Annotated in this window: 22 protein-coding genes; 8 read left to right on the top strand and 14 right to left on the bottom strand. The window is 65.0% G+C overall.

The window, feature by feature from the left end; translation table 11 throughout:
* Positions 1-53: 53 nt before the first annotated feature.
* The 8 genes from A5624_RS18440 to A5624_RS18405 all read right to left on the bottom strand — a co-directional run bounded on the left by A5624_RS18440 (position 54) and on the right by A5624_RS18405 (position 6,733).
* Positions 54-644 (bottom strand): hypothetical protein, encoded by a 591-nt coding sequence (locus A5624_RS18440; protein ID WP_197518993.1) that lies wholly within the window; start codon positions 642-644, stop codon positions 54-56.
* The gene (locus tag A5624_RS18435) at positions 641-1,555 is read right to left on the bottom strand and encodes a vWA domain-containing protein (protein WP_066869028.1); all 915 of its coding nucleotides are present in this window, start codon (positions 1,553-1,555) and stop codon (positions 641-643) included. The genes A5624_RS18440 and A5624_RS18435 overlap by 4 nt, the downstream gene beginning before the upstream one ends.
* Entirely contained in the window at positions 1,552-2,526 is a 975-nt protein-coding gene (locus A5624_RS18430) for a hypothetical protein (protein WP_066869025.1), read from the bottom strand. The genes A5624_RS18435 and A5624_RS18430 overlap by 4 nt, the downstream gene beginning before the upstream one ends.
* The gene (locus tag A5624_RS18425; RefSeq protein ID WP_066869022.1) at positions 2,517-2,990 is read right to left on the bottom strand and encodes a hypothetical protein; all 474 of its coding nucleotides are present in this window, start codon (positions 2,988-2,990) and stop codon (positions 2,517-2,519) included. Before A5624_RS18425 ends, A5624_RS18430 begins: the two co-directional genes overlap by 10 nt.
* Positions 2,980-3,846, bottom strand: coding sequence for a DUF58 domain-containing protein (locus tag A5624_RS18420; RefSeq protein ID WP_066869019.1), 867 nt, complete (start codon positions 3,844-3,846; stop codon positions 2,980-2,982). The genes A5624_RS18425 and A5624_RS18420 overlap by 11 nt, the downstream gene beginning before the upstream one ends.
* A gap of 16 nt (positions 3,847-3,862) precedes the next feature.
* A complete protein-coding gene (locus tag A5624_RS18415; RefSeq protein ID WP_066869016.1) occupies positions 3,863-4,864 on the bottom strand; it encodes a MoxR family ATPase in 1,002 nt (333 codons plus the stop codon).
* Positions 4,865-4,920: 56 nt separating this feature from the next.
* On the bottom strand, positions 4,921-5,244 hold the full coding sequence (locus A5624_RS18410; protein WP_066869013.1) for a hypothetical protein: 324 nt from the start codon (positions 5,242-5,244) through the stop codon (positions 4,921-4,923).
* Positions 5,245-5,362: 118 nt separating this feature from the next.
* Positions 5,363-6,733 (bottom strand): hypothetical protein, encoded by a 1,371-nt coding sequence (locus tag A5624_RS18405; protein WP_156749077.1) that lies wholly within the window; start codon positions 6,731-6,733, stop codon positions 5,363-5,365.
* A 372-nt stretch (positions 6,734-7,105) separates the two neighbouring features.
* On the opposite strand from A5624_RS18405, the gene A5624_RS18400 reads away from it, so the two are divergent.
* Complete coding sequence (locus A5624_RS18400) at positions 7,106-7,783, top strand: TylF/MycF/NovP-related O-methyltransferase (protein WP_066869007.1); 678 nt, start codon at positions 7,106-7,108, stop codon at positions 7,781-7,783.
* A 17-nt stretch (positions 7,784-7,800) separates the two neighbouring features.
* Here A5624_RS18400 and A5624_RS18395 read toward each other — a convergent pair whose 3' ends face one another.
* Both A5624_RS18395 and A5624_RS18390 read right to left on the bottom strand, forming a co-directional pair.
* Entirely contained in the window at positions 7,801-10,347 is a 2,547-nt protein-coding gene (locus tag A5624_RS18395) for an excinuclease ABC subunit UvrA (protein WP_066869001.1), read from the bottom strand.
* 184 nt (positions 10,348-10,531) lie between these two features.
* The gene (locus A5624_RS18390; RefSeq protein WP_066868994.1) at positions 10,532-11,182 is read right to left on the bottom strand and encodes an HAD-IA family hydrolase; all 651 of its coding nucleotides are present in this window, start codon (positions 11,180-11,182) and stop codon (positions 10,532-10,534) included.
* Between the two features lie 480 nt (positions 11,183-11,662).
* On the opposite strand from A5624_RS18390, the gene A5624_RS18385 reads away from it, so the two are divergent.
* The 6 genes from A5624_RS18385 to A5624_RS18360 all read left to right on the top strand — a co-directional run bounded on the left by A5624_RS18385 (position 11,663) and on the right by A5624_RS18360 (position 18,008).
* Positions 11,663-12,589, top strand: a complete 927-nt coding sequence (locus tag A5624_RS18385; protein ID WP_197518992.1) for a bifunctional 2-polyprenyl-6-hydroxyphenol methylase/3-demethylubiquinol 3-O-methyltransferase UbiG — start codon at positions 11,663-11,665, stop codon at positions 12,587-12,589.
* A 415-nt stretch (positions 12,590-13,004) separates the two neighbouring features.
* Positions 13,005-14,348 carry a calcium/proton exchanger gene (cax, locus tag A5624_RS18380; RefSeq protein ID WP_232002278.1) on the top strand — a complete coding sequence of 448 codons (1,344 nt, stop codon included), beginning with the start codon at positions 13,005-13,007 and terminating at the stop codon, positions 14,346-14,348.
* Between the two features lie 189 nt (positions 14,349-14,537).
* Positions 14,538-15,482, top strand: a complete 945-nt coding sequence (locus A5624_RS18375) for an SDR family oxidoreductase (RefSeq protein WP_066868989.1) — start codon at positions 14,538-14,540, stop codon at positions 15,480-15,482.
* Positions 15,479-16,168, top strand: a complete 690-nt coding sequence (locus A5624_RS18370) for a carboxymuconolactone decarboxylase family protein (RefSeq protein WP_066868986.1) — start codon at positions 15,479-15,481, stop codon at positions 16,166-16,168. Before A5624_RS18375 ends, A5624_RS18370 begins: the two co-directional genes overlap by 4 nt.
* A gap of 92 nt (positions 16,169-16,260) precedes the next feature.
* Entirely contained in the window at positions 16,261-16,890 is a 630-nt protein-coding gene (locus A5624_RS18365) for a TetR family transcriptional regulator (protein ID WP_066868983.1), read from the top strand.
* 101 nt (positions 16,891-16,991) lie between these two features.
* Positions 16,992-18,008, top strand: coding sequence for an LLM class flavin-dependent oxidoreductase (locus A5624_RS18360; RefSeq protein ID WP_066868980.1), 1,017 nt, complete (start codon positions 16,992-16,994; stop codon positions 18,006-18,008).
* A gap of 45 nt (positions 18,009-18,053) precedes the next feature.
* On the opposite strand, the gene A5624_RS18355 is transcribed toward A5624_RS18360, so the two are convergent.
* The 4 genes from A5624_RS18355 to A5624_RS29130 all read right to left on the bottom strand — a co-directional run bounded on the left by A5624_RS18355 (position 18,054) and on the right by A5624_RS29130 (position 20,943).
* On the bottom strand, positions 18,054-18,578 hold the full coding sequence (locus A5624_RS18355; RefSeq protein ID WP_156749075.1) for a DUF6069 family protein: 525 nt from the start codon (positions 18,576-18,578) through the stop codon (positions 18,054-18,056).
* A 63-nt stretch (positions 18,579-18,641) separates the two neighbouring features.
* A complete protein-coding gene (locus tag A5624_RS18350) occupies positions 18,642-19,106 on the bottom strand; it encodes a nuclear transport factor 2 family protein (protein WP_066868974.1) in 465 nt (154 codons plus the stop codon).
* A gap of 301 nt (positions 19,107-19,407) precedes the next feature.
* Positions 19,408-20,580: a CaiB/BaiF CoA-transferase family protein gene (locus tag A5624_RS18345; protein ID WP_066868971.1), complete on the bottom strand. Its 1,173-nt coding sequence runs from the start codon at positions 20,578-20,580 to the stop codon at positions 19,408-19,410.
* 27 nt (positions 20,581-20,607) lie between these two features.
* A complete protein-coding gene (locus tag A5624_RS29130) occupies positions 20,608-20,943 on the bottom strand; it encodes an aldehyde dehydrogenase family protein (RefSeq protein WP_231997828.1) in 336 nt (111 codons plus the stop codon).
* Between A5624_RS29130 and A5624_RS27570 the strand changes: the two genes are divergently transcribed.
* Positions 20,827-21,117 (top strand): aldehyde dehydrogenase family protein (locus A5624_RS27570; protein ID WP_231998460.1); only part of this gene is annotated, 291 nt, incomplete at its 3' end. The two genes, A5624_RS29130 and A5624_RS27570, sit on opposite strands and share 117 nt — an antisense overlap.

Raw genomic sequence — 21,117 nt, 5'->3', positions numbered from 1 at the left:
ACGCCTTGTCATCTACTCGGCCCCGCTGACCGTCCTGGCGCTCTTGATCGCCGTCAAACTGATCTCGGTTGCCGTGGCGGGGGTGGCGGCGCTTCCGGCGGCGCGTTGAGCGCACTTCTCTTAACCGCCAACCTGTTTGCCGCGTCGTCACGGATGGCGCGCCGTTGCGGGTCCGGGTCGGCGTTGCCGGAAAAGCAGCCGCCCGGCGCGGCGTCGACGGCGGCCAGCGCACTCGCGTAGCGTTCGTCGGCGCGTACGCGGTCCCCCGCCGCCGCTGCCCGGTCGCCCTGAGTTTCGCGGACCAGTTCGAGGTTGACCCGCACCGGGCATGAGCCGGCGGTGCCGCTGCGGGCCAGCGCGTCGGCGAAGTGGGCGTCGGCGTCCTCGAGTCGGCCGTCGAGCACGGCAGCGGCGCCCGCGGCGAACGGCGCCTTCGCCGGTTCCACCAGGTTGGCCACGCCGAGAATCGCCGCGTCGGCTCGCACCGCGCTCCCATCGCCGCGGGCGAAAGAGGAAGCGGCCCAATGCCCCACCACGGCAACCGAGATCAGTTTGACGGCGATCAAGAGCGCCAGGACGGTCAGCGGGGCCGAGTAGATGACAAGGCGTCGTCGCAGCCGCAAGCGCGCCGGTCTGCGCGTCATGACACCAAGTCCCGTCGGGCGATCCGGCCCCGCCGGAACTCTCGGACCGAAAGGTAGATCTCGGCGAGCAGCAGCCCCGCCGCCAGCAGCGCGGGCAACCAATACAGCTCGATCCGGTCGGCCTCGACGCGGCGCGGTGAATCGGGCAGGTCCGGCCGGAAGGGCCGTCCACGATCCCGGTGGACGTAGGGAATGTCGAGTTGTGCTGCCAGCCTGCGCAATTCGGCTTCGTCGATCGCGTCGCTGCGGCCGTATCCCAGCACCGCTCCCCCGCTCACCGTCCCCCGCATGACGGTGAAGTCGTCCTGCGGCGCCTGGGATCCGGGCGCACCCGAACCGAAGTAGAGCACCACGTTTCGCGACCCCGGATATTGCTGCGTCGCCTGGATCAGTTGGTAGCGCAGCACGTTGTCCGCCGCTCCAGCGTTCGCGTCGCGACCTGCGTTACTCGAACCGAGCGCCGCGACGGTCGGTCGTAGACTCCAAACATCCTCGGACAGCGGCCAATCGAGGGAGGCCTTCGAATCGAAGGTGATCAGCGCGAACCGCGCCGCGGGGTATTGCTTGGTCAATGCCGCGATGTCGTCGCGCATCCCCGCGATCCGCGGTTCGCCGTTGCCGTAGTCCTCGATATTCGAGTCTGCCGACCGATCCACGACGAGGAACACGTTGAGAGCCGCGCCGGCCGCCGGCGTCGCGTCTTGGCGGTTGTCGTTCAGCAGCGCCGGGCGGGTGGTCGCGATGATGAGCAGCAGCACCGCCAGGGTCACGCCCGTCCAGCGCAGCACCGCGCGGCGGCGGCGGCTTCCCGCCGACGCTAGCACCCGCCACAGCGCCACCAGGCGGGCCAGGGCAAGGGCACCGGCGACGACCGCGAGGATCGGCCCGGGCAGCAGGGGTTGAAACGTCATCGGCGCAACACCAACAGAGCCACCGAGAGCACGGCCGCCGACAGCAGCGCGATCGCCAGAGGCACCGCCGGCGCGTCCCGGAAGTCCGCCGTCACCACGGCGCCGTCGGCCGTGCGCGCCGGCGGGGCGTGCGCCCGAATCCCGTTGAGCGCCGTGGTCACCGACGTCGTGCCCGCCGCGGCGTACCCGCCGCCGGTCTGCCGGGTGAGCGCGGCCAGGGAACCGCTCGCCGGCGACGGGGCGGTGTCGATCACATTGATCTGCGCCCCGGTCCGTTGGGCCAGGGCCCGAACGCTGCCATCGGCGAACAGTACGGCGCGCTGCTCCGCCGCGGCACGTAGATCCGACGGTCCAAGGTAGATCACCGAGCGCCGGTGCGTATTGGGATGCTCGGTGGACGGAAATCCTGAGAGGCACAGCGCCAGAACGTCATTCACGCTGGCGGCGTAGTCCGAGTACGGCACCGGCGGGGCGAATGACGGGTGGGCCTGATGGGCGCCGAGGTAGTCGGCGAATTGCGCCGCGGCGTACTGATGGTCGCGGGTCAGTGGCACCACGCGGCGGTTGACCGATGTCAGGCCGATGCGTTGCGCCTGAGGTGACGCCGCGGCCTGGCGCGCGAAGTAGTCGAGCAGTTCGGCGGTGGCCGCATCGGCCACCGGTTGCCCGACGCACACCATGATGTCTTCGGGGTGAGCGGCGTCGAAGTCGTTGCGCGCCACGCTCGGACGGGCCGCGGCCCACGTTGCGGCGCCGAACATGACCGTCAGCACCACCAGGGTCACGATCGTCGAGAGGGACCGCAGCCGAGCGATTTTGGCGTACTCGGGCAACCGGGTCAGCCGTGCGATGTTGGCCAGCGGCCGTAGCCGCCGGCGAGCCGCGGTCATCGGAAGCAGCGCCGCCAGCGCGACCACCGCGGCAACGGTGGCCGCGCCGATGGCCGCTACCGGCCACCACCTCAGGTCCACGACCGGATCAACTCCTGCGCCCGCGCGCTCACGTCGGCGACGTCGACTCGTGACTCGGCGTTGAACTGCGCATCACCGAGCCGGGTCAACAGCGGTGCGGCCCCGGCGAGGTTCGCGTCGGCCATGGCACCGACTTGCAGGTATTGGGCCCGCACCCCGGTCGTCTGATGCAGAAAGCTGCGCACCGTTCGGCTGATCGCGGCGCACGCCGCCGGCGCCGAGATCTGCCCGGCGTCGTGCTCCTCGGCGATGCCCTGTACGCGACGGGCGAACCGGCGGCGGATCACCCGGGCATGCATCCGCCGCACGACGGGGATGCGCCGCAACCGCTGCGACGGCAGCGTCCACACGAAGACACCCGCATACCAACCGATGACGGCGAGGAGCATTAGGACGGCCAGCCACAGCCACCACGGCGAGTAGGGCTGTGGACCGAACAGATGGCGCAGCAGATCATCCGGCACGAGCGGCCACCTCGGTCAGGCGGACGAGTTCGCGCCGAATGTCGTTGCTGCCCGCGACAATTGCGTGCGGGATCGCGTGCGCGGTCAGGAAGGCATCGAGGCGGGCGCGGCGGGCCCGCTCCGCGCGGCGGTAGGCGGCAACGACGCGCGGTCCGAGGTCGGCGCCGTTCAAGACGAAGCGTCCGGTGGCCACGTCATATCCGTCGGTGTCGTCGGGTCCCACGGCGGGCATGTCCGACACCATCGCCCACATGATGTCGTGGCGCCCGGTCAGCCTGGTAAGCATTTCACCGAGTCGGTCGTCGACCTCGGGTTCGTCCGACACCACGATGATCAGCATGGTGTGCCGGTAATGCGTTGCGACGTAATCGAGTTGGGCGGCGATGTCGCTGCGGCCGGGGCCGGCCGTCGTGTGCTGATACCAGCGGTGCAGCAGCCCCTCGATGTGCGACTCGCCGCGCCGCTGCGGGATGTTCACACAGCCGCGGCGGTCACCGTAAACCATGCCGATCTGATCGGATCGCCGTAGGCCGATCAATCCCACCGCGCCCATGATGTGCGCGGCGACATCGCGTTTGCACTCTCCGCTCGGGGCGAGCGCCGACATGTTGCGGCCGGCGTCGGCGACGAGCAGGATCTTGTGGTGCTTTTCGGAGACGAACCGCTTGATGAGCACGCCGCCCGAGCGCGCGGACGCCTTCCAGTCGATGTCGCGGACGTCGTCGCCGGGAACGTATGGGCGCAGGTCGTCGAATTCCATGCTGCGCGTATGCAATAGCGCGTAGCGCCCACCTTCGAGCAGACCGCGGGTGTCGGTGCCGAAGTGGGCTTTCGCCCGGTTGAGATGTTTGCCCACGATGGCCCTGTGGCCCCTAGGGGACCCGGACGGCCCGCAGCGCGGCGTCGACCACGACCTCGGCGGTGATATCGGCGCTGGCCGCTTCGAATCCGAGGATCAGTCGGTGCCGCAGCACCCGGTGGGCGAGTTTTGCGATGTCCTCGGGCAGCACGTGTGCGCGCCCGGATAGCACGGCCTGCGCGCGGGCCGCCTTGCAGAACGCGATCGTGGCGCGTGGGCTGGCGCCGTATTCGACCAGGCGCGCGATCTGCTTGGGCAACGCACGCTCGGGGTGACGCGTCGCGTCGACAAGCTGGCTGGCGTAGAGCATGAGCGCGCGGTCCATGTGGACGTGGCGCACCACGTCCTGCAGGCGCAGCACGTCGTCGAGGCTGACCACCGGCGGGGCCGGGCGCCCCTTGTCGTAGACGCCGGCGTCGATCCGCATCATGACTTCCACCTCCTCCTGCGGGGAGGGATAGCGCACGATCTCCTTGAGCAGGAAGCGGTCGGTCTGCGCCTCGGAGAGCGGATAGGTGCCCTCCTGGTCGACGGGGTTCTGGGTGGCGATGACCAGAAAGGGATCCGCCAGCGGGTGCACCTGCCCGGCGATCGTGGTCTGCCGCTCCTCCATCGCCTCGAGCATCGCGCTCTGCGTCTTCGCACTGGACCGGTTGATCTCGTCGAGCAGCACGATGTTGGCGTGCACCGGACCGAGCTGGGTGACGAACGAGTTGGTCGCCGAGTCGTAGAGCTGGGTGCCGATGATGTCGCTGGGCAGCAGGTCGGGCGTGCACTGGATACGTTGGAACCGGCCGTGAATCGACTCGGCGAGCACCTTGGCGGCGGTGGTTTTGGCCAGGCCCGGCACGCTTTCGAGCAGGATGTGGCCGCCGGCAAGCAGGCCGATCAGCAGCGACTCGCGTAGTTCGCGCTGCCCGACGATCTTGGCCGCGAAGGCCTGGGAGATGGCGTCGATGGTCCCCAGGACGCCGTCGAGTTCGCGCTGATCCGGTTGCGTTCGAGCTGTAGACATACGCTCGCCAAGATACCCAGGCGCCGGCTTTCCACACGTCGACAGGTCAGGGCCTCTTACAGACCGGGCAAGCAGATGGGGGATCCGTTACAGGTGTTCGCCGGGGACGGGTCCCCCTCCAGAATGTGCGCGCCGACTTGAATGCCCCCCTCGGTCCCCGGATGTCCGAGGCTCCCGCCGTAGTAGTGGTGGCACGTGTTCATGTCCCATACAACGTCCGGCATCGGCAGCGGACTCCCGGGACACCAGATGTAGCTGCACATGGCCAACTGATTACAGATGCCCGTTCCCGGGTCGGCCTGGGCGACACCGGTGCCCAGCCCGAGACTTCCCAGGACCACGGTGCCCGACAGCAGTGCTCCGGTGAGTGTTCGCTTCATGGTGGGTTCTCCTGGTCGCTGTCGTCTGCGTTGTCGTTGCATGGGCAATCGCACCGGCTCGGGTTCGCTACCGATCCCAAATCTTTCGACCCGCGGGCGGACAGGACAGCACTTTCGCCTACGGTTTGTTCCCTTGCCGCTTGGCTTTGGCATCAGCTTCCAGCCGCAGCCGGATTGCCCGCGCCCGCGCCTCGGCGGCCCGAGCTTGGGCCTCGGCGGCTTCGGCTCCCGCCCAGACCTCGGCGGCCCGGGCTCGCGTTTCGGCGGCTTCGGCGCGTGCGCGCGACTCGGCGGCCAGGGCCTCGGCCTCGGCGGCTTCGGCCCGCGCCCGCTCCCGTACCCGGGCCTCGGCAGCCGCGGCCTGCGTCTCGGCGGCTTCGGCGCGCGCCCGCGACTCGGCTACCAGCGCTTCGGCCTCGGCGGCCTTTGCCCGATTTCGCGCTTCGGCCGCCAGGGCCTCGGTTTCGGCGGCTTCGGCCCGCTTGCGCGCCGCCGCGGCCAGCGCTTGCGCTTCCGCGGCTTCGGCTTGCTTGCGCGCCTCGATGGCCGCCGCTTCGGCTTCGGCGGCCTTCGCGCGCGCCAGCTCCCGCGCCCGGGCCTCCGCGATCAGGGCCTGGGTCTCGGTGGCTTCCGCATGCGCCCGGGCCTCGGCGGCCAAGGCTTCCGGTTCGGCGGCTTTGGCCCGTTTGCGGGCTTCGGCGGCCAGCGCGTGCGCTTCGGCGGCCTTCGCCTGCTTGCGGGCCTCGGCGGCCAGCGCGTGGGCCTCGGCGACTTCGGCCCGCTTGCGCGCCTCCGCGGCCAGCGCTTCGGCAGCGATGGCTTCCGCGCGCGCCCGCTCCCGCTGGCGCGCCTCGCCGGCCAGCGCTTCCGCCGCGGCGATCTCGGCCTGCGCCCGCGCCTCGGCGGCCACCGCCTCGGGTTCGGCCGCCAGCGCTTCGGCCGCGGCCGCTTCTTCCTGCGCCCGCGCCTCGGCGGCCAGGGCTTCGGCTTCCGCGGCCAGCGCTTCGGCCTCCGCGGCCAGGGCTTCGGCTGCGGCAGCGTCGGCGCGGGCCCGCGCCTCGGCGGCCACCGCTTCGGCTTCCGCGGCCAGCGCCTGAGCGGCGGCGGCTTCTGCCTGCACCCCTGCCTGGGGTTCTACCTTCTGCCGCGGCGGCGTCTGTGTGAACTGCATCCTGGGCTGGTTCAGTATCGGCTGACGGCTCGGCTTCTGGGCGCCGGCGACCCGCGCCTTTTGCTCGGCCACCCGGTACGGGCCCGCCAGGAAATCGATCAACACCAAGGCCACGCCGGCCAGCAGCACCAGCGGCAATGCCAACGACGGGCGCGTGACCATCCCCCAAATGCCGGCAACCGTCAGCGGCGCCGCGAACAACACCGCGGCCCCCGGATACCGACCGCCTAGTTCGAGGATCGTCGCGGGCACTGCTGAGGCCCGCGCGGCCAACGGGAGCCGATCCGCCTGACTACCGACGACTCTCTGAGATCCCACGATCCCTCTCCTTCACGGAGATGCTGGCACAAAAAGAGTACTGCGCTAACGGTCGCAACGGTGGATCAAATTTTTCGTGTCTCGTCAGCAATGTCGCCACACGGCGGTAGTGAGACCGCGCGTCGTGGGCGGTGACGGCAGTTCGCGGCGATGCCGAGCGTGGGTTTCGCCGTCGAGCGCGTGGATCGAGACCATCCGCGGGTGGCCGATGGGATTCCACAATCCGTCGTGAATTGATTGCCAAGCCTCTACGCTGCCGATAAATCACGCTGCGTCTTCCGGCGAGGAGGTTGAGCGCATGGAGCCGTCGGTGGCGTCAGATTACCCGTGTAGCAGCGGATTCGATTGGGCCAAATTGGTAAATATGCGATAGTGAGCGAGGAATGGCACCACGGCCATCAAATCCTCAACTTCTACCCGATGGACAAGGACTATCGAGAATCGCCGACAGCGCGGACGATGGTGGCCGAGCACTTCGGCGATGCCGAAGCTCTCGACACCGATGCGGAATTGCTCAAATACGGCTCTGACCACGTGACGCTGCGAGGCGCATTCTTGGAGATGGGCGTGTGCACCGAAAGAACCATCAACTTCATTGCCGCGCTCAACCCCGGACAGCGCATCTGGGGATTCGATTCGTTCGACGGCCTTCCGGAACGATGGACCCGCACCGATATCACGGTTCCCCAAGGTACTTTCCGGGCCAACGCCGAGGGGTGGATGCCGCCCGTGCTCCATAACGTAGCTCTGGTCAAGGGCATGTTCCACGAAACCCTTCCGGAATTCAAAAAGCGAATTCTGAAAACCACTCCCATCGCTTTCCTGCATATAGATTGCGATATTTACGCATCGACGCAAGAGATTTTCAGCCTGTTGGGCGACAATATCGTGTCAGGTACCGTCATCGTGTTTGATGAGTTTTATAACTATCCGGGCGCCCAGGAACATGAGTTCAGGGCAGTCCAGGAGTTTCTAGAGCGGACCGGGAAGAAACCGGTCTACCTTGCCTACAACCAATACTTCGAACAAGCGGCTGTCCAGATCGCCTGAACCCGTCGATAACTTCGTCAGCAAGTAACGGACGGCGCCAACCGCTTCGCGAGGTAGGGCGCCGTGCGACTGGGTTTTGCGCGGGCCACCTTCTGCGGCGGCCCCGCCGCGACGACCCGACCGCCGTCGCTGCCGGCCCCCGGCCCCAGGTCGATCACCCAGTCGGCGCCCACGACCATCCGCATGTCGTGCTCGGCCACCACGACGGTGTTGCCCGCGTCGACCAGGCGGTGCAGCTGACGGTCGAGCAGATCGACGTCGGCGGGATGCAGCCCGGTGGTCGGCTCGTCGAGGACGTAGAGGGTATGCCCTCGGCGGGGTCTCTGCAGTTCGGCGGCGAGCTTGATCCGCTGCGCCTCGCCACCCGAGAGCTCGGTCGCGGGCTGTCCGAGACGCAGGTACCCCAGTCCGACCTCTTGCAGCGTGGTCAAGCTCCGCGCGGCACTGGCGACGTCGGCAAAAAACTTCGCGGCCTGATCGACGGTCATCGCGAGCACGTCGGCGATCGTCCGGTCGCGATAGCGCACCTCGAGTGTCTCGTCGGAGTAACGTGCTCCTTGACACGCCGGGCAGGTGCCGTATGTGCCTGGCAGGAACAACAATTCGACCGAGACGAACCCCTCCCCCTGACAGGTGGGGCAGCGACCTTCAGCCACGTTGAAGGAAAACCTGCCCGCCGTCCAACCGCGGCGACGCGCCTTTGGGGTCGCGGCGAATTCACGGCGCACGGCGTCGAACAAGCCGGTGTAGGTCGCCAGCGTCGAGCGCGGTGTGCGTCCGATCGGGCGCTGGTCCACGGAGACCAGCCGGTTGATCTGCTCGGCGCCTTCTACCGTCACACCGGCACTCGCATCGTGATCGAGATCGACTACGCCGCTGTCGGTTTCGTCGTCATCGGATTCGGCCGGGTCGGCCGCTCGTCCGGTGCCGAGCTGGCTGTGCACGACGTCACCGAGGACCTTGACGACAAGTGTCGACTTGCCTGAACCGGACACTCCGGTGACCGCCGTGTATACGCCGAGCGGCAGGTCCACGTCGAGGTCTCTCAGATTGTGGAAGCAGATTCCGCCCAGCCGCAGCCGCCCGGACGGCGTGCGCGGTTGGCGAGGCGCCGGGCCGGCGTTCTCGAAAAGGTAGTGACGGGTGACCGATTCCTCGACGTCGGCAAGACCCGGCACCGGCCCGCTGTAGAGCACACCCCCGCCCAGCTCGCCGGCCCCCGGGCCCACGTCGACGATCCAGTCGGCACGGCGCACAACATCCATGTCGTGCTCGACCACAAATACCGAATTGCCTGCGCGACGTAGGCGATCGAGCACGTCGAGCAGCGGTTCGGCGTCGGCCGGGTGCAGTCCGGCCGACGGCTCATCGAGCACATAGAGGACGCCGAACAAGCCGGCGCGCAGCTGAGTGGCCAGCCGCAACCGCTGCAGTTCGCCGGGTGACACCGTCGGCGTGCGGCGACTGAGCGTCAGGTAGCCGAGGCCGAGATCTATGAGCACCTGCAGGCGGGCAACGAGGTCGGCGGCGATCATGGTCGCCACTTCGGTCAGCTCACCGGATTGCGTGGACTCGTACGCGGCGGCGGCGTCGGTCCGAGAAGCCGTCGGGCGCAACGTATCAGCGAGGTCGGCCAACGGCATCGCCGTGTAGTCGGCGATGGTGCGCCCGGCGAAAGTCACCCGCAGCGCCTCGGGCCGCAACCCCGAACCGTCGCATACCGGGCACTCGACGGTGTCGACGAATTGCAACACGCGCCGACGCATCATCGCGCTATGGGAGTTGGCCAACGTGTGGCGGACATGACGTTCGGCGCTGGAGAAAGTGCCGTTGTAGTAATAATCGGCCTGCACGGGGTGTTGGCCCGGATCGATTTCGACCGTTGGTTGTTCATCGGTGAACAGAATCCAATTGCGTTGCCGCTTGGGGAGTTTGTGCCATGGCTTGTCGATGTCATACCCCAGCGTGACGAGGATGTCGCGCAGGTTCTGGCCTTGCCACGCGCCGGGCCATGCGGCCACGGCGCCTTCGCGGATGGTCAGCGACGGGTCCGGCACCAGCGTCTGTTCGGTCACCCGATGAATTCGGCCAAGCCCGTGGCATTCCGGGCACGCCCCCACGGCGGTGTTCGGCGAGAACGCATCGGAGTCCAGTCGTTCCGTGGCTCCCCGCGGGTAGGTCCCCGCGCGGGAGAACAGCATCCTCAACAGGTTCGACAGGGTGGTGACGGTGCCGACCGTCGACCGCGACGTCGACGAACCGCGGCGCTGCTGCAGCGCGACGGCGGGGGGTAGCCCGGTGATGTCATCCACCTTCGGCGCGCCGGTGGGCAATAGCAGGCGGCGGGCGTACGGGGCGACCGATTCGAAATAGCGGCGCTGGGCTTCGGCATAGATGGTGCCGAAGGCCAACGACGATTTGCCGGATCCGGAGATGCCGGTGAACGCGACGAGCGCGTCGCGCGGCGCCACGACGTCGACTCCCCGCAGATTGTGGACCCGCGCCCCGTAAACACGCACGCATGGGTCGATTTCGTCGGTACTTCGATCGGACAGTTGCGTCATCTTGCTAGCCGAATACCCGCGATCCGTAGTCACTATTTCACCCGGCCCGCGTCCTCCACCTCGTGGTCGGATTAGGTGAGACCGTTCAGGCTGGCTGCTGTCCTTCTTGTCAAGCTTTGCCTACGGGCTCGGCAGTGACGGCCTCGGTTCTTAAACCTGCGTTGCGGCGCGGGCCGTTACCGCTTTAGTTGATCAGCAAGGCGACACCGATCTCGGTGACCTCGACATCGACGCAGGATAGATCGGCCACGACGATGTCGGCGTCTGTCAGTTGGGTCGCGTGGTGAGTGGTCGTGACGGCGAGCACTTGGGCCCCCGCTGCCCGCCCAGCGCCGACGCCCGCGGGCGCATCCTCCACGACGACGCATTCCCGGGCGTCGAGGCCCAGCGCGGCGGCCGCTTTAAGGTAGCTCTCGGGATTCGGTTTGCCGTCCGATACATCCTCTGCACCGATCAACAATTTCGGAGCGGGGAGCCGCGCTGCCGCCAGTCGGGCAGCCATCAACGAGCGCGGCCCCGAAGTCACTGCAGCCCAGTGACTATGCGGCAGGGCATCAAGCAATCGGCGTGCTCCCGGTAGCGCCAGGACACCATCGAGATCAGCCTGCTCTTGCAGAGCGAGTAGCCGGGCTGTCGCTGCGAGTCGGTCGTGCGGTACGACGAATTGCGCGACGGTGTCCTCGGTCCGCCTGCCATGACAGACCTTGAGTACCTCTTCATAGTCGACGCCGTATTCCTCGGCCCACGTCCCCCAGGACCGTTCGACTGTGGCGGTTGAGTCAACCAGGGTGCCATCGATGTCGAACAAGATTCTTCTGCCGTGCAGCACCGCCATAGGCAGCACCCTAGTAGGGTCCGGGTCCAAGCATCGGGAGGGTGTGTCGCTGCCCACATTCATTCTCCGAAATGCGCTGGCTCACATGACACTTCGTTTCAACCATTGCATCCCAGGGCCTGATACTCGGCGACGCAAGGTACCCGGGCACGCGCGAGGTTTGCCGTCAACGAGGGTGCTCGACGTTGGACAGGCCGCGGCGGACGAAGCACTTGGGTCGCCGGCGATGAGAACCGCACGTCAAACGGCTTTCGCTAAAGCGGCATGCGCAAAGAATGCGGCTCACCATTAGGCCGGCTTTCTTTGCCCTACGCGTGTTTAGCACTGCTGTAAAGCCGAATCGGGTCAGCTTTTAGCTAAATACCTTCAATTTGCGTTGTACTGATACAAGGCGTTGAATTAGTTGCTTTGGCCTCCGCCTGCCGCTACCCGACGATGCCGCGTCAGGCGTTTGAAGCATGCGTGACGAAAGGATTGTTGGTGTCAACAGCCACCAAACGTGCTCAATACGAGTTCATTCACGACACTTTACAGCACGGAACCACGGCCCTGAACTTCACTTTGTCAGTGCTGGAAAGAAGTTACAAATCCCATTTTCCAGATTATTCCGGCGACGTGCGTTCAACCCTGGAGGACGCACGTAAGTATTTACTGGCAGCCGCTAACGGGTGTGAACTCTATGAAGCAGCCGAAGAGGTGCACGAACGATTCTTCGCATCGGAGGGAGACGGCTCCTGGTTCAGCGAGGGCTACTCGGCGTATAAGTCACAGCGTAAGCCGGTGCAGGACTTCAACAATTTCGCAGACGCCATCAACGGCAGCACAGTACTCGATTTCGGCAGCGGCCGCGGTCATTTAGCTGCGCTGATCGCGCGCGCCGGCTTCGACTGCTACACCACCGACGTGATGGACTACCGCGGCGCTGAGGCCGCACATCTGCCGTTTCGGCAGATGGCTTCACCCGTTGACGTCCCCTATGCGGACGACGCGTTCGACAGTGCGATCGTCAAAACCGTCCTTCATCATGTTGATGAACCCGACTTGATTCCATTGCTGACAAATTTGCGGCGTGTGGCACGGCGGTTGATTATCGAGGAAGACACGTATGCTGTTCCCGCAGCACCCCCAGGGGTCGCAGCGGAGCAGATCGAGCTAACCGAATTTAATAAGCTGGATGTACGCGATCAATTTCAGACGCTCGTGCTTATCGATTTCTTTGGTAACGCTGTCGCCCAAGGGCTTGTCGATATGAATTTCGGTTGCCAGTTCAAACGGGTGAGCGAGTGGCAATCAATATTCAATAGTCTGGGCCTCCGGGTCGTCGATACCGACGTCGTGGGCTTCCGCCCCGGCAACATTCACAAAGCCTGTCAAGTTCGCTTCGTTGTTGATCGCGACGAGTTTTAAGGAACAGACCGTTTAGCCGGTCGTTCAGGCCCACGGTGATCGCGCAATGTGGACCCGGCGCACTCGGTACGGACTCGGTCCCGCCGCTGCAGGACAGGCACGACCTGGTCGATGAACGTCGTAATCTTCTGCGACAGCGTCGATCCCACGCTCGCGAACTCGTCGGCCGCGCCTGCGTCCTGCCACGCGACGACATGATCGGCGAGCTGCTCCGGCGTGCCGATGAATGCGTCCGCCGGCCGGTGATGATGTGCCAGCCATCTGCCTACGCCATACAACGCATTGCGGTGGGGCGGGCGGGCCTCGAACCCGCGACCGACGGATTATGAGTCTCTTTTCGCTGCGCTCGCGGTTAGGCGAGACCGTCAGTGGCGATCCCTAGAAGTTCCTTGGCCATCCGGTCAGCGGCACGCTCATGCCGTTCGCGCGCCTCGCGCTTTACGTGGGCGGCTGCGCCACCGTGGAAGCGGCACATCGTCGCGCCGCGAATGGCGTTGACCCCCGGATTCGGCAGTATGTCGAGGTCGCGGCAGCGGAACCAGCGTGGTTTCGGCGCGACCATTCGGTGTGGAAAACTTCAGCGCGATCAGAGGAGAGGCGCGTGACGACCACCCATCCCGAACGGCCACCGCTGCTGACCCGGCGCGACCGCATCATGATCACCCTCACCGTGATCGCGTCCATGGCAGCCGGGGTTCTCAACTTCGCCCACGCGAATGCATTGCTGGCGTTCACCATCTCCGCACTCGCGTTGGCCACACTGGCATCTCTGGTCGGCCGTTCGGTGGAGGCGGTCGGAGACCGGCTCGGGCCCAACGCCACTGGGATACTGCAGACGGCGCTGGGAAACCTGCCCGAGTTGTTCGTCATCCTGTTCGCGCTCAAGGCAGGTCTTTACGGCGTGGTGAAGGCCACCATCGTCGGCTCGATTCTCTCCAACGCCCTGCTGGTGCTCGGGCTGGCATTCGTGGCCGGCGGGATCAGGCACGGCCGTCAGCGCTTCGCCGCCGACGACGGACGCACGCTCGGACTGATGTTCACCCTCGCGGTGTTCATCCTGGCCGTCCCCTCGTTGACCGCTGCGATGCACACCCCGGCGCAACAGCACGAACGCGCGGTGTCGGTCGTCGTCTCCATCGTCATGCTCGCGCTGTTCGCACTCTCGCTGCCCGCCACGCTCGGAAAGCGGGCCGCCGATTCGGCGCTGCAAGCTGGTGATAAACCCTCGAGAGCGACCTCTCCCATAGTGGCCAGCCCCGATTCGGCCGAAGCTGCCAGCGCCGCGACGGCACACGGCGAGTGGCCGTTGGCGATGGCCATCGGCGTGCTGGCCCTCGCCGGTATCGGTGCGGCCTTCGTGTCGGAATGGTTCGTCGCCGCCCTAGAGCCAGCGATGCATGCAGTGGGCATCAACGAGGTGTTCGCCGGTCTGGTGATCGTGGCCATTGCCGGCAACGCGGTGGAGAATTTTGTCGGCATTCAGCTGGCGGCCAAGAACCAGATGGACTACGCGGTTCAGGTGGTCCTCCAGTCGCCCGTCCAGATCGCACTCACCATCGCCCCCATCGTCTGCCTGGCGGCGGTATGGCTCGGCCAGCCCGGTTTCGATCTGGTGTTTTCGCCACTGCTGTTGGCGTCGATGATTATGTCGGCGCTGGTCGCGGTGCTGGTGACCTTTGACGGCGAGTCGACCTGGTTCGAGGGAGCAGTGCTCATCGCGCTCTACGTGGCGATCGCCACGTCGTTCTGGTGGGGATGAGCGGCTCTCACGGTCTCCGCGAATCCCGAAACGCCTTGGGCCGGAACGCATCTCGCTACCCGTTGAGGATTGCGCTGTTGAAGGGGAGCCCACGTCGCCGCGTGCACCTTCTGGGACGCTCTTAGCCCACAGAGCGCGGACCAAAGCCAACACTTGATGGCCAACGCACGTTGGTCTACAGTTGTTGACATGGCGATACGAGGTGGCACACGACCCATACATTCACAGGTTCAGCGCCCAACGGCGGTGGTGACCGGAACCTCCTCCGGCATCGGCAGGGCGTGCGCCCTGCGACTGGCTGCGCACGGGTACTGTGTCTTCGCCGGCGTGCGGCGCAGGCAAGATGGGCATGCCTTGGTCCAGGAAGCCAGCCGTACTGACGGGCAACTGGTGCCCGTGCTCATCGACGTCACCGACGAGACCTCCATCGGCGCCGCCGTTGCCGAAGTAGCCGGTTCGGTGGGCGACTACGGGATCGCCGCGTTAGTGAATAACGCCGGGATCGGGATGACGTGGCCGATGGAAGCAATCCCGCTGGACGATCTACGGCGTATCTATGAAGTGAATGTTTTCGGGCAAGTCGCGGTCACTCAGGCGTTTCTCCCACTACTGCGCGCTGGTGCAGGACGGATCGTCAACATCGGATCGATCGGTGATCGGCTCAGCCTGCCATTCGGCGCGCCGTTGGCGTCGTCAAAGTGGGCCTTCGCCTCGATCACCGAGTCACTGCGGATGGAATTGCGCCCCTGGGGAATTCACGTCGTCCTCATCGAACCGGCGTCGATTCACACCGACGCGGTGACAAAAGTCGAGGAAGACGCCAAGCGAGTGATGTCCAAGATGAGCTTGGCGCATCTAGAACTGTATGGCGATACCTACCAAGCCATGACCGATCGCGCGCTTGCACGCGAGAGATCGGGCAGCGATCCCGATGTCGTCGCCCGCGCCGTGCTGCGTGCGTTGGGAAAAAAGCGTCCACGCACCCGTTACGTGGTTGGTAAGGATGGGCGGCTGCTGGCCTTGTTGGCCGGCTGGGCTCCCGACCGGCTCTTCGACGCTATGCGCATTCGCCTATTCGGCTTGCCGACGAAGTTCGGCGCGGCCGCCCAGCCAGTACTAGGAGCTGCACAATGAATTTAACCAACCAGGAGGCTATCGCCGAGCTCGACGCGGATTTCGCCAAGATGGCCGTCGAGGTGGGGCAGCACGCATGGGGCTTGTCGGAATTGACGATGCGTGAGAAAGCCTTTGTATTTCTCGCTGCAGACTTGTGCGCGCACTGTCTCGGGTTCCCGCTGCAGACCCATGTGCAAATGGCGCTGTCACAGGGCGTCAGCTTGACAGCCCTGCGGGAGGCCGTCCGTCATCTGGCTCCTTACGCGGGTTATCCCACAGCGGCTGAGGCCTTGATGACGCTGGCTGAAGTAGAAGGTTCCCACGAGGCTGTAACCGATCCGCCGACACCGAACTCGCCGGTCGATTTCGACGAAACCGCCGCCGCACAGCTAGCCCACCTCGACGACCGCTTCGCGGCCTTCTACAGCAAGCAGTTCGAGGCACGTTGGGGGCGTTCCGAACTATCCGTGCGCGAACGGGCGCTCGCGACCATTGCGACCGACGTGCTCAACGGCACGCTTGATGACTCCCTGCGGCTGCACGTAGGGCTCGCGCTGAACAACGGCGCCACCGAAGAGCAGGTTCGCGCTGTCATCTTGCAGGTGGCTGAGTTCGGCATCGCGAAGGCATGGCGGGCCTTCAGATCGTTGCATGGGATCCTCAACGCGCGCAGCGGCATAGCCGCCAGTTCGAGCGGCGCATAGGGACCGCCGGGGGCGGACCCGATGTCCACTGCTCGGTCGGCGCCGTTCCACGGATCGATGAGTGCCAACGATGTTGGCCTACACTTGTTCGCATGGCGTTCACTCAGCGATCCGAAAAGACCAGAAACGCGATACTTACTGCAGCACGGCAAATGCTGGCTAGTCGCGGTTACGAGGCCACTACGATTCGGGCCGTCGCCGCCGCGGCCGGCATCGATCCGTCGATGGTTATGCGGTACTACGGGAACAAGGAAGGTTTGTTCGCCGCTGCGGTAGACGTCGATTTGCACCTGCCCGAGGCCGCGGCACTGCCGCGGGAGCAGGTGGGAAAACTTCTTGCTCACCATGTCATCTCGCGCTGGGAAGGCGCGCTATCTGATGAGTTCATCACCTTGCTGCTCCGCTCCGCTGGAACGAATAGCGCCGCGGCAGAGCAGTTCCGGTTGATTTTTGAGCAGCAGCTGCTCACATTCGTCCAGGGCTTGGTCGGCCGGGGGCGTCAGGCTCGCCGGCGCGCGGCGATGGTGAGCACGCAGGTGTTGGGCGTGGCGTACTGCCGCTACATCCTCGAGTTGCCGGCGGTGACCGAGTTGGATGGCGAGACGCTCGCTTCCACACTGGGGCCCGTGCTTCAGCACTATCTCGTCGGCGACCTCGACGCGCCGGTGACCGGCGGCGAAGTTAAAAAGACCAAAACGCAGACAGCTCGTCGCACGCGGTGATGACCGCTGTTCACGATGAGGCACACGGCCGACCCTTGAAATACCAACGCACGTTGGCCTACAGTTGTAGGCATTAGTTGCATTGATGGACGGAAGCTTTCATGAGATTCGGCGTAGAACTGCCCACCTGTACCGCAGGGATGATGCATCCGGTGCCATTCGCCACCGCCAAAGATGTGATCGATATCGCGATGGAAGCCGAACAGCTGGGCTACCACGACGCCGGCGGCAACGACCACTTGAGCACCATGGCTTTCGTTCGCAGGGCGTGGCCGCACCCCCCGGATTACTTCGAACCGCTGATGACGCTCGCCAACATCGCTGCGAGAACCTCGACGCTGCGTTTGACGACCGGAATCATGGTGCTCCCCTTGCGGGATCCGGTGCTGTTGGCCAAACAAGTGGCTACGCTGGACCAACTCAGCCAAGGCCGGGTGACTTTGGGAGTCGCGGTGGGCGGTTACCGCGATGAGTTCGAGGCGGTGCGCCCAGACGCCGCTAACGCCAACCGCGCCGATCTCACCCGAGAGATAATCGAATCGATACGCGAACTGTGGGAGCGGCCACGCGTCAGCTACCGCGGGAAGTACGTGCATTTCGAAGACGTCGAAAGCTATCCCAAACCGGTTCAGAACCCGTTGCCCATCTATTCCGGCGGCAATGCCGAAGGATCGTTGCGCCGCGCAGCAGAGCTGTGTCAGGGGTGGCTGCCCGCGAAGATCGGCCCCGGCAAGATTGCCGAGGGCCGAGCCAAGATCACTCGATACGCCGAATCCGTCGACCGTCCTTCCGACACGATCATCACGGCACTGCAGTCGGTGGTATGTATCGGCAACACGGAGGAAGAGGCGCGAGACAAGTTCTTCAACTCGTCATTCGACGTCTTCCGAAAGTCGTTGTCGTCCACCATGACCAGGGGAGTCGATATCGACGATTATCTCGAGATGAATCTAGTGGGATCGATAGATCAGGTGATCGAAAAGGTCGACGCATACCGGTCAGCCGGCCTCGACCACCTGACCGCACTGTTATTCGTTGCCAACACCGTCGACGAACTGCGCGATCAGATGCGCACCTTGGCGCGACATGTGCTGCCGATCTTTTCCGAAACACGGTGACGCCGAGCACGGCATCCACCGCGGCGCCGTGCCGCTTGCGTGCGGCTAGGCTTCTAACCGCTGATGGCCCAGGGGCGGACGCGCCGGAAGAAGTCCGGGAATCAGGACGGCCGCGGCGACGCAGTGCAGGACACTGAGTGCGATCTGGCTGGATGCATCACCGCGAACAGCGAACAGCGGAACAATCGACATGGCCAGCACAATGATGCCCAGTGATGTCCAGATTGTCCGCGCCGACGCCGTGAAGCGATCCAGCAGCGTCGCAACACCCCAGCCGGCAAGCCCAACCAAGATCGTTGCCGCAATTGTCTGTACCAACGTCACTTGTCTAGTGCCCAGCGGTGTTTCAGCGATGTAGTCCACTCCGGCAGCCCGGCCGACCAGCCAGGCGGCTGCGGTCAGCGCCGCCGCGGCCAGCACCGTGACCGACCTGCGCAGACGTCGACCGAATCCGCCGCCGGGAGTTGCAGCGTTTCGCCACATACCGTTCCTTTCAACATGGACGTTCGGCGACGCGGCGCCGCCGAAAGAGATAAGGCAAATGACGACCAGGAATGGCAGATGTTTCATCCTTCAGGTGCCGCATACGGATACAGCGGCTAGGGTCGCAGCGCTGGGAGCCGTGGCTCATCCTCACCGTGAAAGCCAACCGTCCGAAGCTAGCGGTGGTGCAGCGCCTTGCAGCGGAGTCGTGTCAACGTAGATCAGTTCGTATGTGCGCGAGGTGAACCGCCAGCCCTCTCGTGTTCGGCGATAACGATCGTGGTACACGCCATAGTTGGAGTGCGAACCCCCACCAATAAGCCGGCCGAACTCTGCAACGTAGGCCCGTCCGGTGGCCTCATCGCCATCGAGGGTGATCGGGCCTGAGTGCACCGTTTGGACGAAGAACTCAAACAGGCTCTGCCCGCGTTCGACCGCGGCCCGTATCTCGCGCATACCAACGAACAATGCGTTGATGTGCGGCATTCGCCACGCACCGTCGGACGTGAACAACGAGGCGAAACGGTCATAGTCACGAGCCACCCCTGCGTCGGTGAAATCACTTCGCAACGCCTCGATTTCGAGACGATCAGAGATCATCTGCAGGTTAGTCATCGGTGCCGTTCGCTCGCATCGTCATCGCGGAAGCAGCGCTTTGCGGAAAATCGATCATAGTGACAACAAGCGTAGGCCAACATGCGTTGTCTTTTCAAGGCTCCCGTGGGCAAGTCATCGGTCAACGCGACCGGACCACCCCTCGAACACCGCGGCTTCGTTACTGGCCTGATTTGGTGAGCGACCCTCGACGTCGACACTTATCGCTCATCGCTGTCAAACGGATCGCCGCCACGCTCGCCGACGCATAGCTGTCAACCATCAGCCGAAACGCCATCAGGCATCACCCGAAGATGAAACCTCAGATTGCACCCGACGAACGAAGGCGCTCCATTTCGGCCGCGTCGTAGCCCGCCAGGGCGCCGAGTAACTCTTCCGTATGCTGCCCAACGCGCGGCGCCGCTGGCGGTGCAAATCGTTCATCGGGTTTGGTCTTGATGCACGTCCCAATCAATTGCTGCGACGTCCCGTCCGGCTGAGCCTGCTCGTAGACGAGTCGGCGGGCCTTCGTGTGGTCGTCGTCGAACAGGTCTGCTCCCAAAAACGCTGGTGCCCCGGCGATGTCAGTCGCGATGAAGAAGTCGGTCCATTCCCTGCGTGTGCGGGACTTGAATATTGCCGTCAGTTCGTCGCGCAGCCGGGCCTCTGCCTCGACATCCTCCCCCGGCTTCCGGCGCCCCGGTTCATAGAGATCCATCCTGTCGAGTGACTCGCAGAATCTGCGCCAGAACTTGTCCTCCAGGGCGTTGAACACCACGTAGTTGCCGTCGCTCGTGGCGTAGTACTGGTAGCGAAGCGAAGCTCGGATTCCCTCACCGTAGGCCGGTTGACCGTTCGCCAGCGCTGTGAGGTGTTGAAAGTTCCAATTGATCGCCGCATCGACCTGCGCTACTTCGACGTACTGCGGCTTGCCGTCGCGCCGGGCGGCGTGCAGCGCGGCGAGTACGCCCATCGCTGCGTACAGCGGTCCCGCCAGAACACCCGTCGTCCCTGTCGCCGCCCCCGAAAGTCGTGGCGTTCCATCCGCATCGATGATCGGCGGACTCAACCCCGCGAAACAGTCGAAGGACAGCCCGTGGGTGGCTAACCGGGTATAGGGCCCGAAGCTGCCCATTCCGTTGAGAACGCAGTACACAACCGACGGGTTGACGGCGACGATGTCGTCGTAGCCGAAGCCGAGCCGGTGCGCGGTTCCGTACCGAAGCCCGTCGATCACCACCGCCGATGTCGCGGCCAGGCGGCGAAACGCCTCTTGACCCTCAGGCGTTTTCAGGTTTATCGCCACACTCTTTTTGCCGCGATTCCAATGCGAGTCCTGCAACTCGCCGCCGGAAACCACCGCGCCGCGGAAACCACCGCCGCCAGGCGGCTCCACCTTGATCACCTCTGCGCCGAGGTCAGCCAGATGCCCGCCCAGCGCATCCGCGGAGAACAGTGACACTTCAAGGACACGGACGTCTTTGAGAAATTCCAATACGCGACCTTTCAGAGTGCGGTGCGGCTACATCATGGTGATCGATTTCAGCTCGGTGTATTCCTCGAAGCCCCAGCGACCCTGCTCGCGGCCGAGCCCACTTTGTTTGAAGCCGCCGAACGGCCCCCCGCCGTTGAACATGCCGCGCGCCGGTAGAGACCAGCCGGGGCCCTGCCCTCCCCCCGGATTGGCTCCCAGGTCGGCGCCGGGCGCCACAGTCTGCACCATGATGGTGCCGGTTCTGACCTGCCTCGCGACGTTGAAACCCCTTGCGGCGTTGCGAGTCATCACCAGGCCTGCCAGACCGTAGATGGAGTCGTTCGCGATGCGGATGGCTTCGTCTTCGGAGCGATAGGTCATCACCGCCAGCACAGGCCCGAACATCTCGAACGCGGCTTCTACTACGAACCGACGGCATTTGTCGACTGCCGCAGCGACATGCGCCTATGCCAGGAGGAGGTGTTCGGGCCTGTGCTGGCGGTGATGACCTATCGCTCCGAAGACGAAGCCATCCGCATCGCGAACGACTCCATCTAC

Origin of the sequence: Mycobacterium sp. 1482292.6, assembly GCF_001672995.1 — a bacterium.
Lineage (GTDB): Bacteria > Actinomycetota > Actinomycetes > Mycobacteriales > Mycobacteriaceae > Mycobacterium > Mycobacterium europaeum_A.
Note: the sequence above shows the minus strand (reverse complement) of the source record. Positions and strands in the feature narration are given on the sequence as shown.

What these genes read in the sequence shown, in the direction of transcription:
- A5624_RS18375 (WP_066868989.1), top strand. Translation starts at nt 14,538, where the DNA reads ATGGCGATACGAGGTGGCACACGACCCATACATTCACAGGTTCAGCGC.
- A5624_RS18365 (WP_066868983.1), top strand. Translation starts at nt 16,261, where the DNA reads ATGGCGTTCACTCAGCGATCCGAAAAGACCAGAAACGCGATACTTACT.
- A5624_RS18415 (WP_066869016.1), bottom strand. Translation starts at nt 4,864, where the DNA reads ATGTCTACAGCTCGAACGCAACCGGATCAGCGCGAACTCGACGGCGTC.
- A5624_RS18370 (WP_066868986.1), top strand. Translation starts at nt 15,479, where the DNA reads ATGAATTTAACCAACCAGGAGGCTATCGCCGAGCTCGACGCGGATTTC.
- A5624_RS18410 (WP_066869013.1), bottom strand. Translation starts at nt 5,244, where the DNA reads ATGAAGCGAACACTCACCGGAGCACTGCTGTCGGGCACCGTGGTCCTG.
- A5624_RS18435 (WP_066869028.1), bottom strand. Translation starts at nt 1,555, where the DNA reads ATGACGTTTCAACCCCTGCTGCCCGGGCCGATCCTCGCGGTCGTCGCC.
- A5624_RS18390 (WP_066868994.1), bottom strand. Translation starts at nt 11,182, where the DNA reads ATGGCGGTGCTGCACGGCAGAAGAATCTTGTTCGACATCGATGGCACC.
- A5624_RS18440 (WP_197518993.1), bottom strand. Translation starts at nt 644, where the DNA reads ATGACGCGCAGACCGGCGCGCTTGCGGCTGCGACGACGCCTTGTCATC.
- A5624_RS18355 (WP_156749075.1), bottom strand. Translation starts at nt 18,578, where the DNA reads ATGAAACATCTGCCATTCCTGGTCGTCATTTGCCTTATCTCTTTCGGC.
- A5624_RS18360 (WP_066868980.1), top strand. Translation starts at nt 16,992, where the DNA reads ATGAGATTCGGCGTAGAACTGCCCACCTGTACCGCAGGGATGATGCAT.
- cax (WP_232002278.1), top strand. Translation starts at nt 13,005, where the DNA reads ATGCCGTTCGCGCGCCTCGCGCTTTACGTGGGCGGCTGCGCCACCGTG.
- A5624_RS18350 (WP_066868974.1), bottom strand. Translation starts at nt 19,106, where the DNA reads ATGACTAACCTGCAGATGATCTCTGATCGTCTCGAAATCGAGGCGTTG.
- A5624_RS18395 (WP_066869001.1), bottom strand. Translation starts at nt 10,347, where the DNA reads ATGACGCAACTGTCCGATCGAAGTACCGACGAAATCGACCCATGCGTG.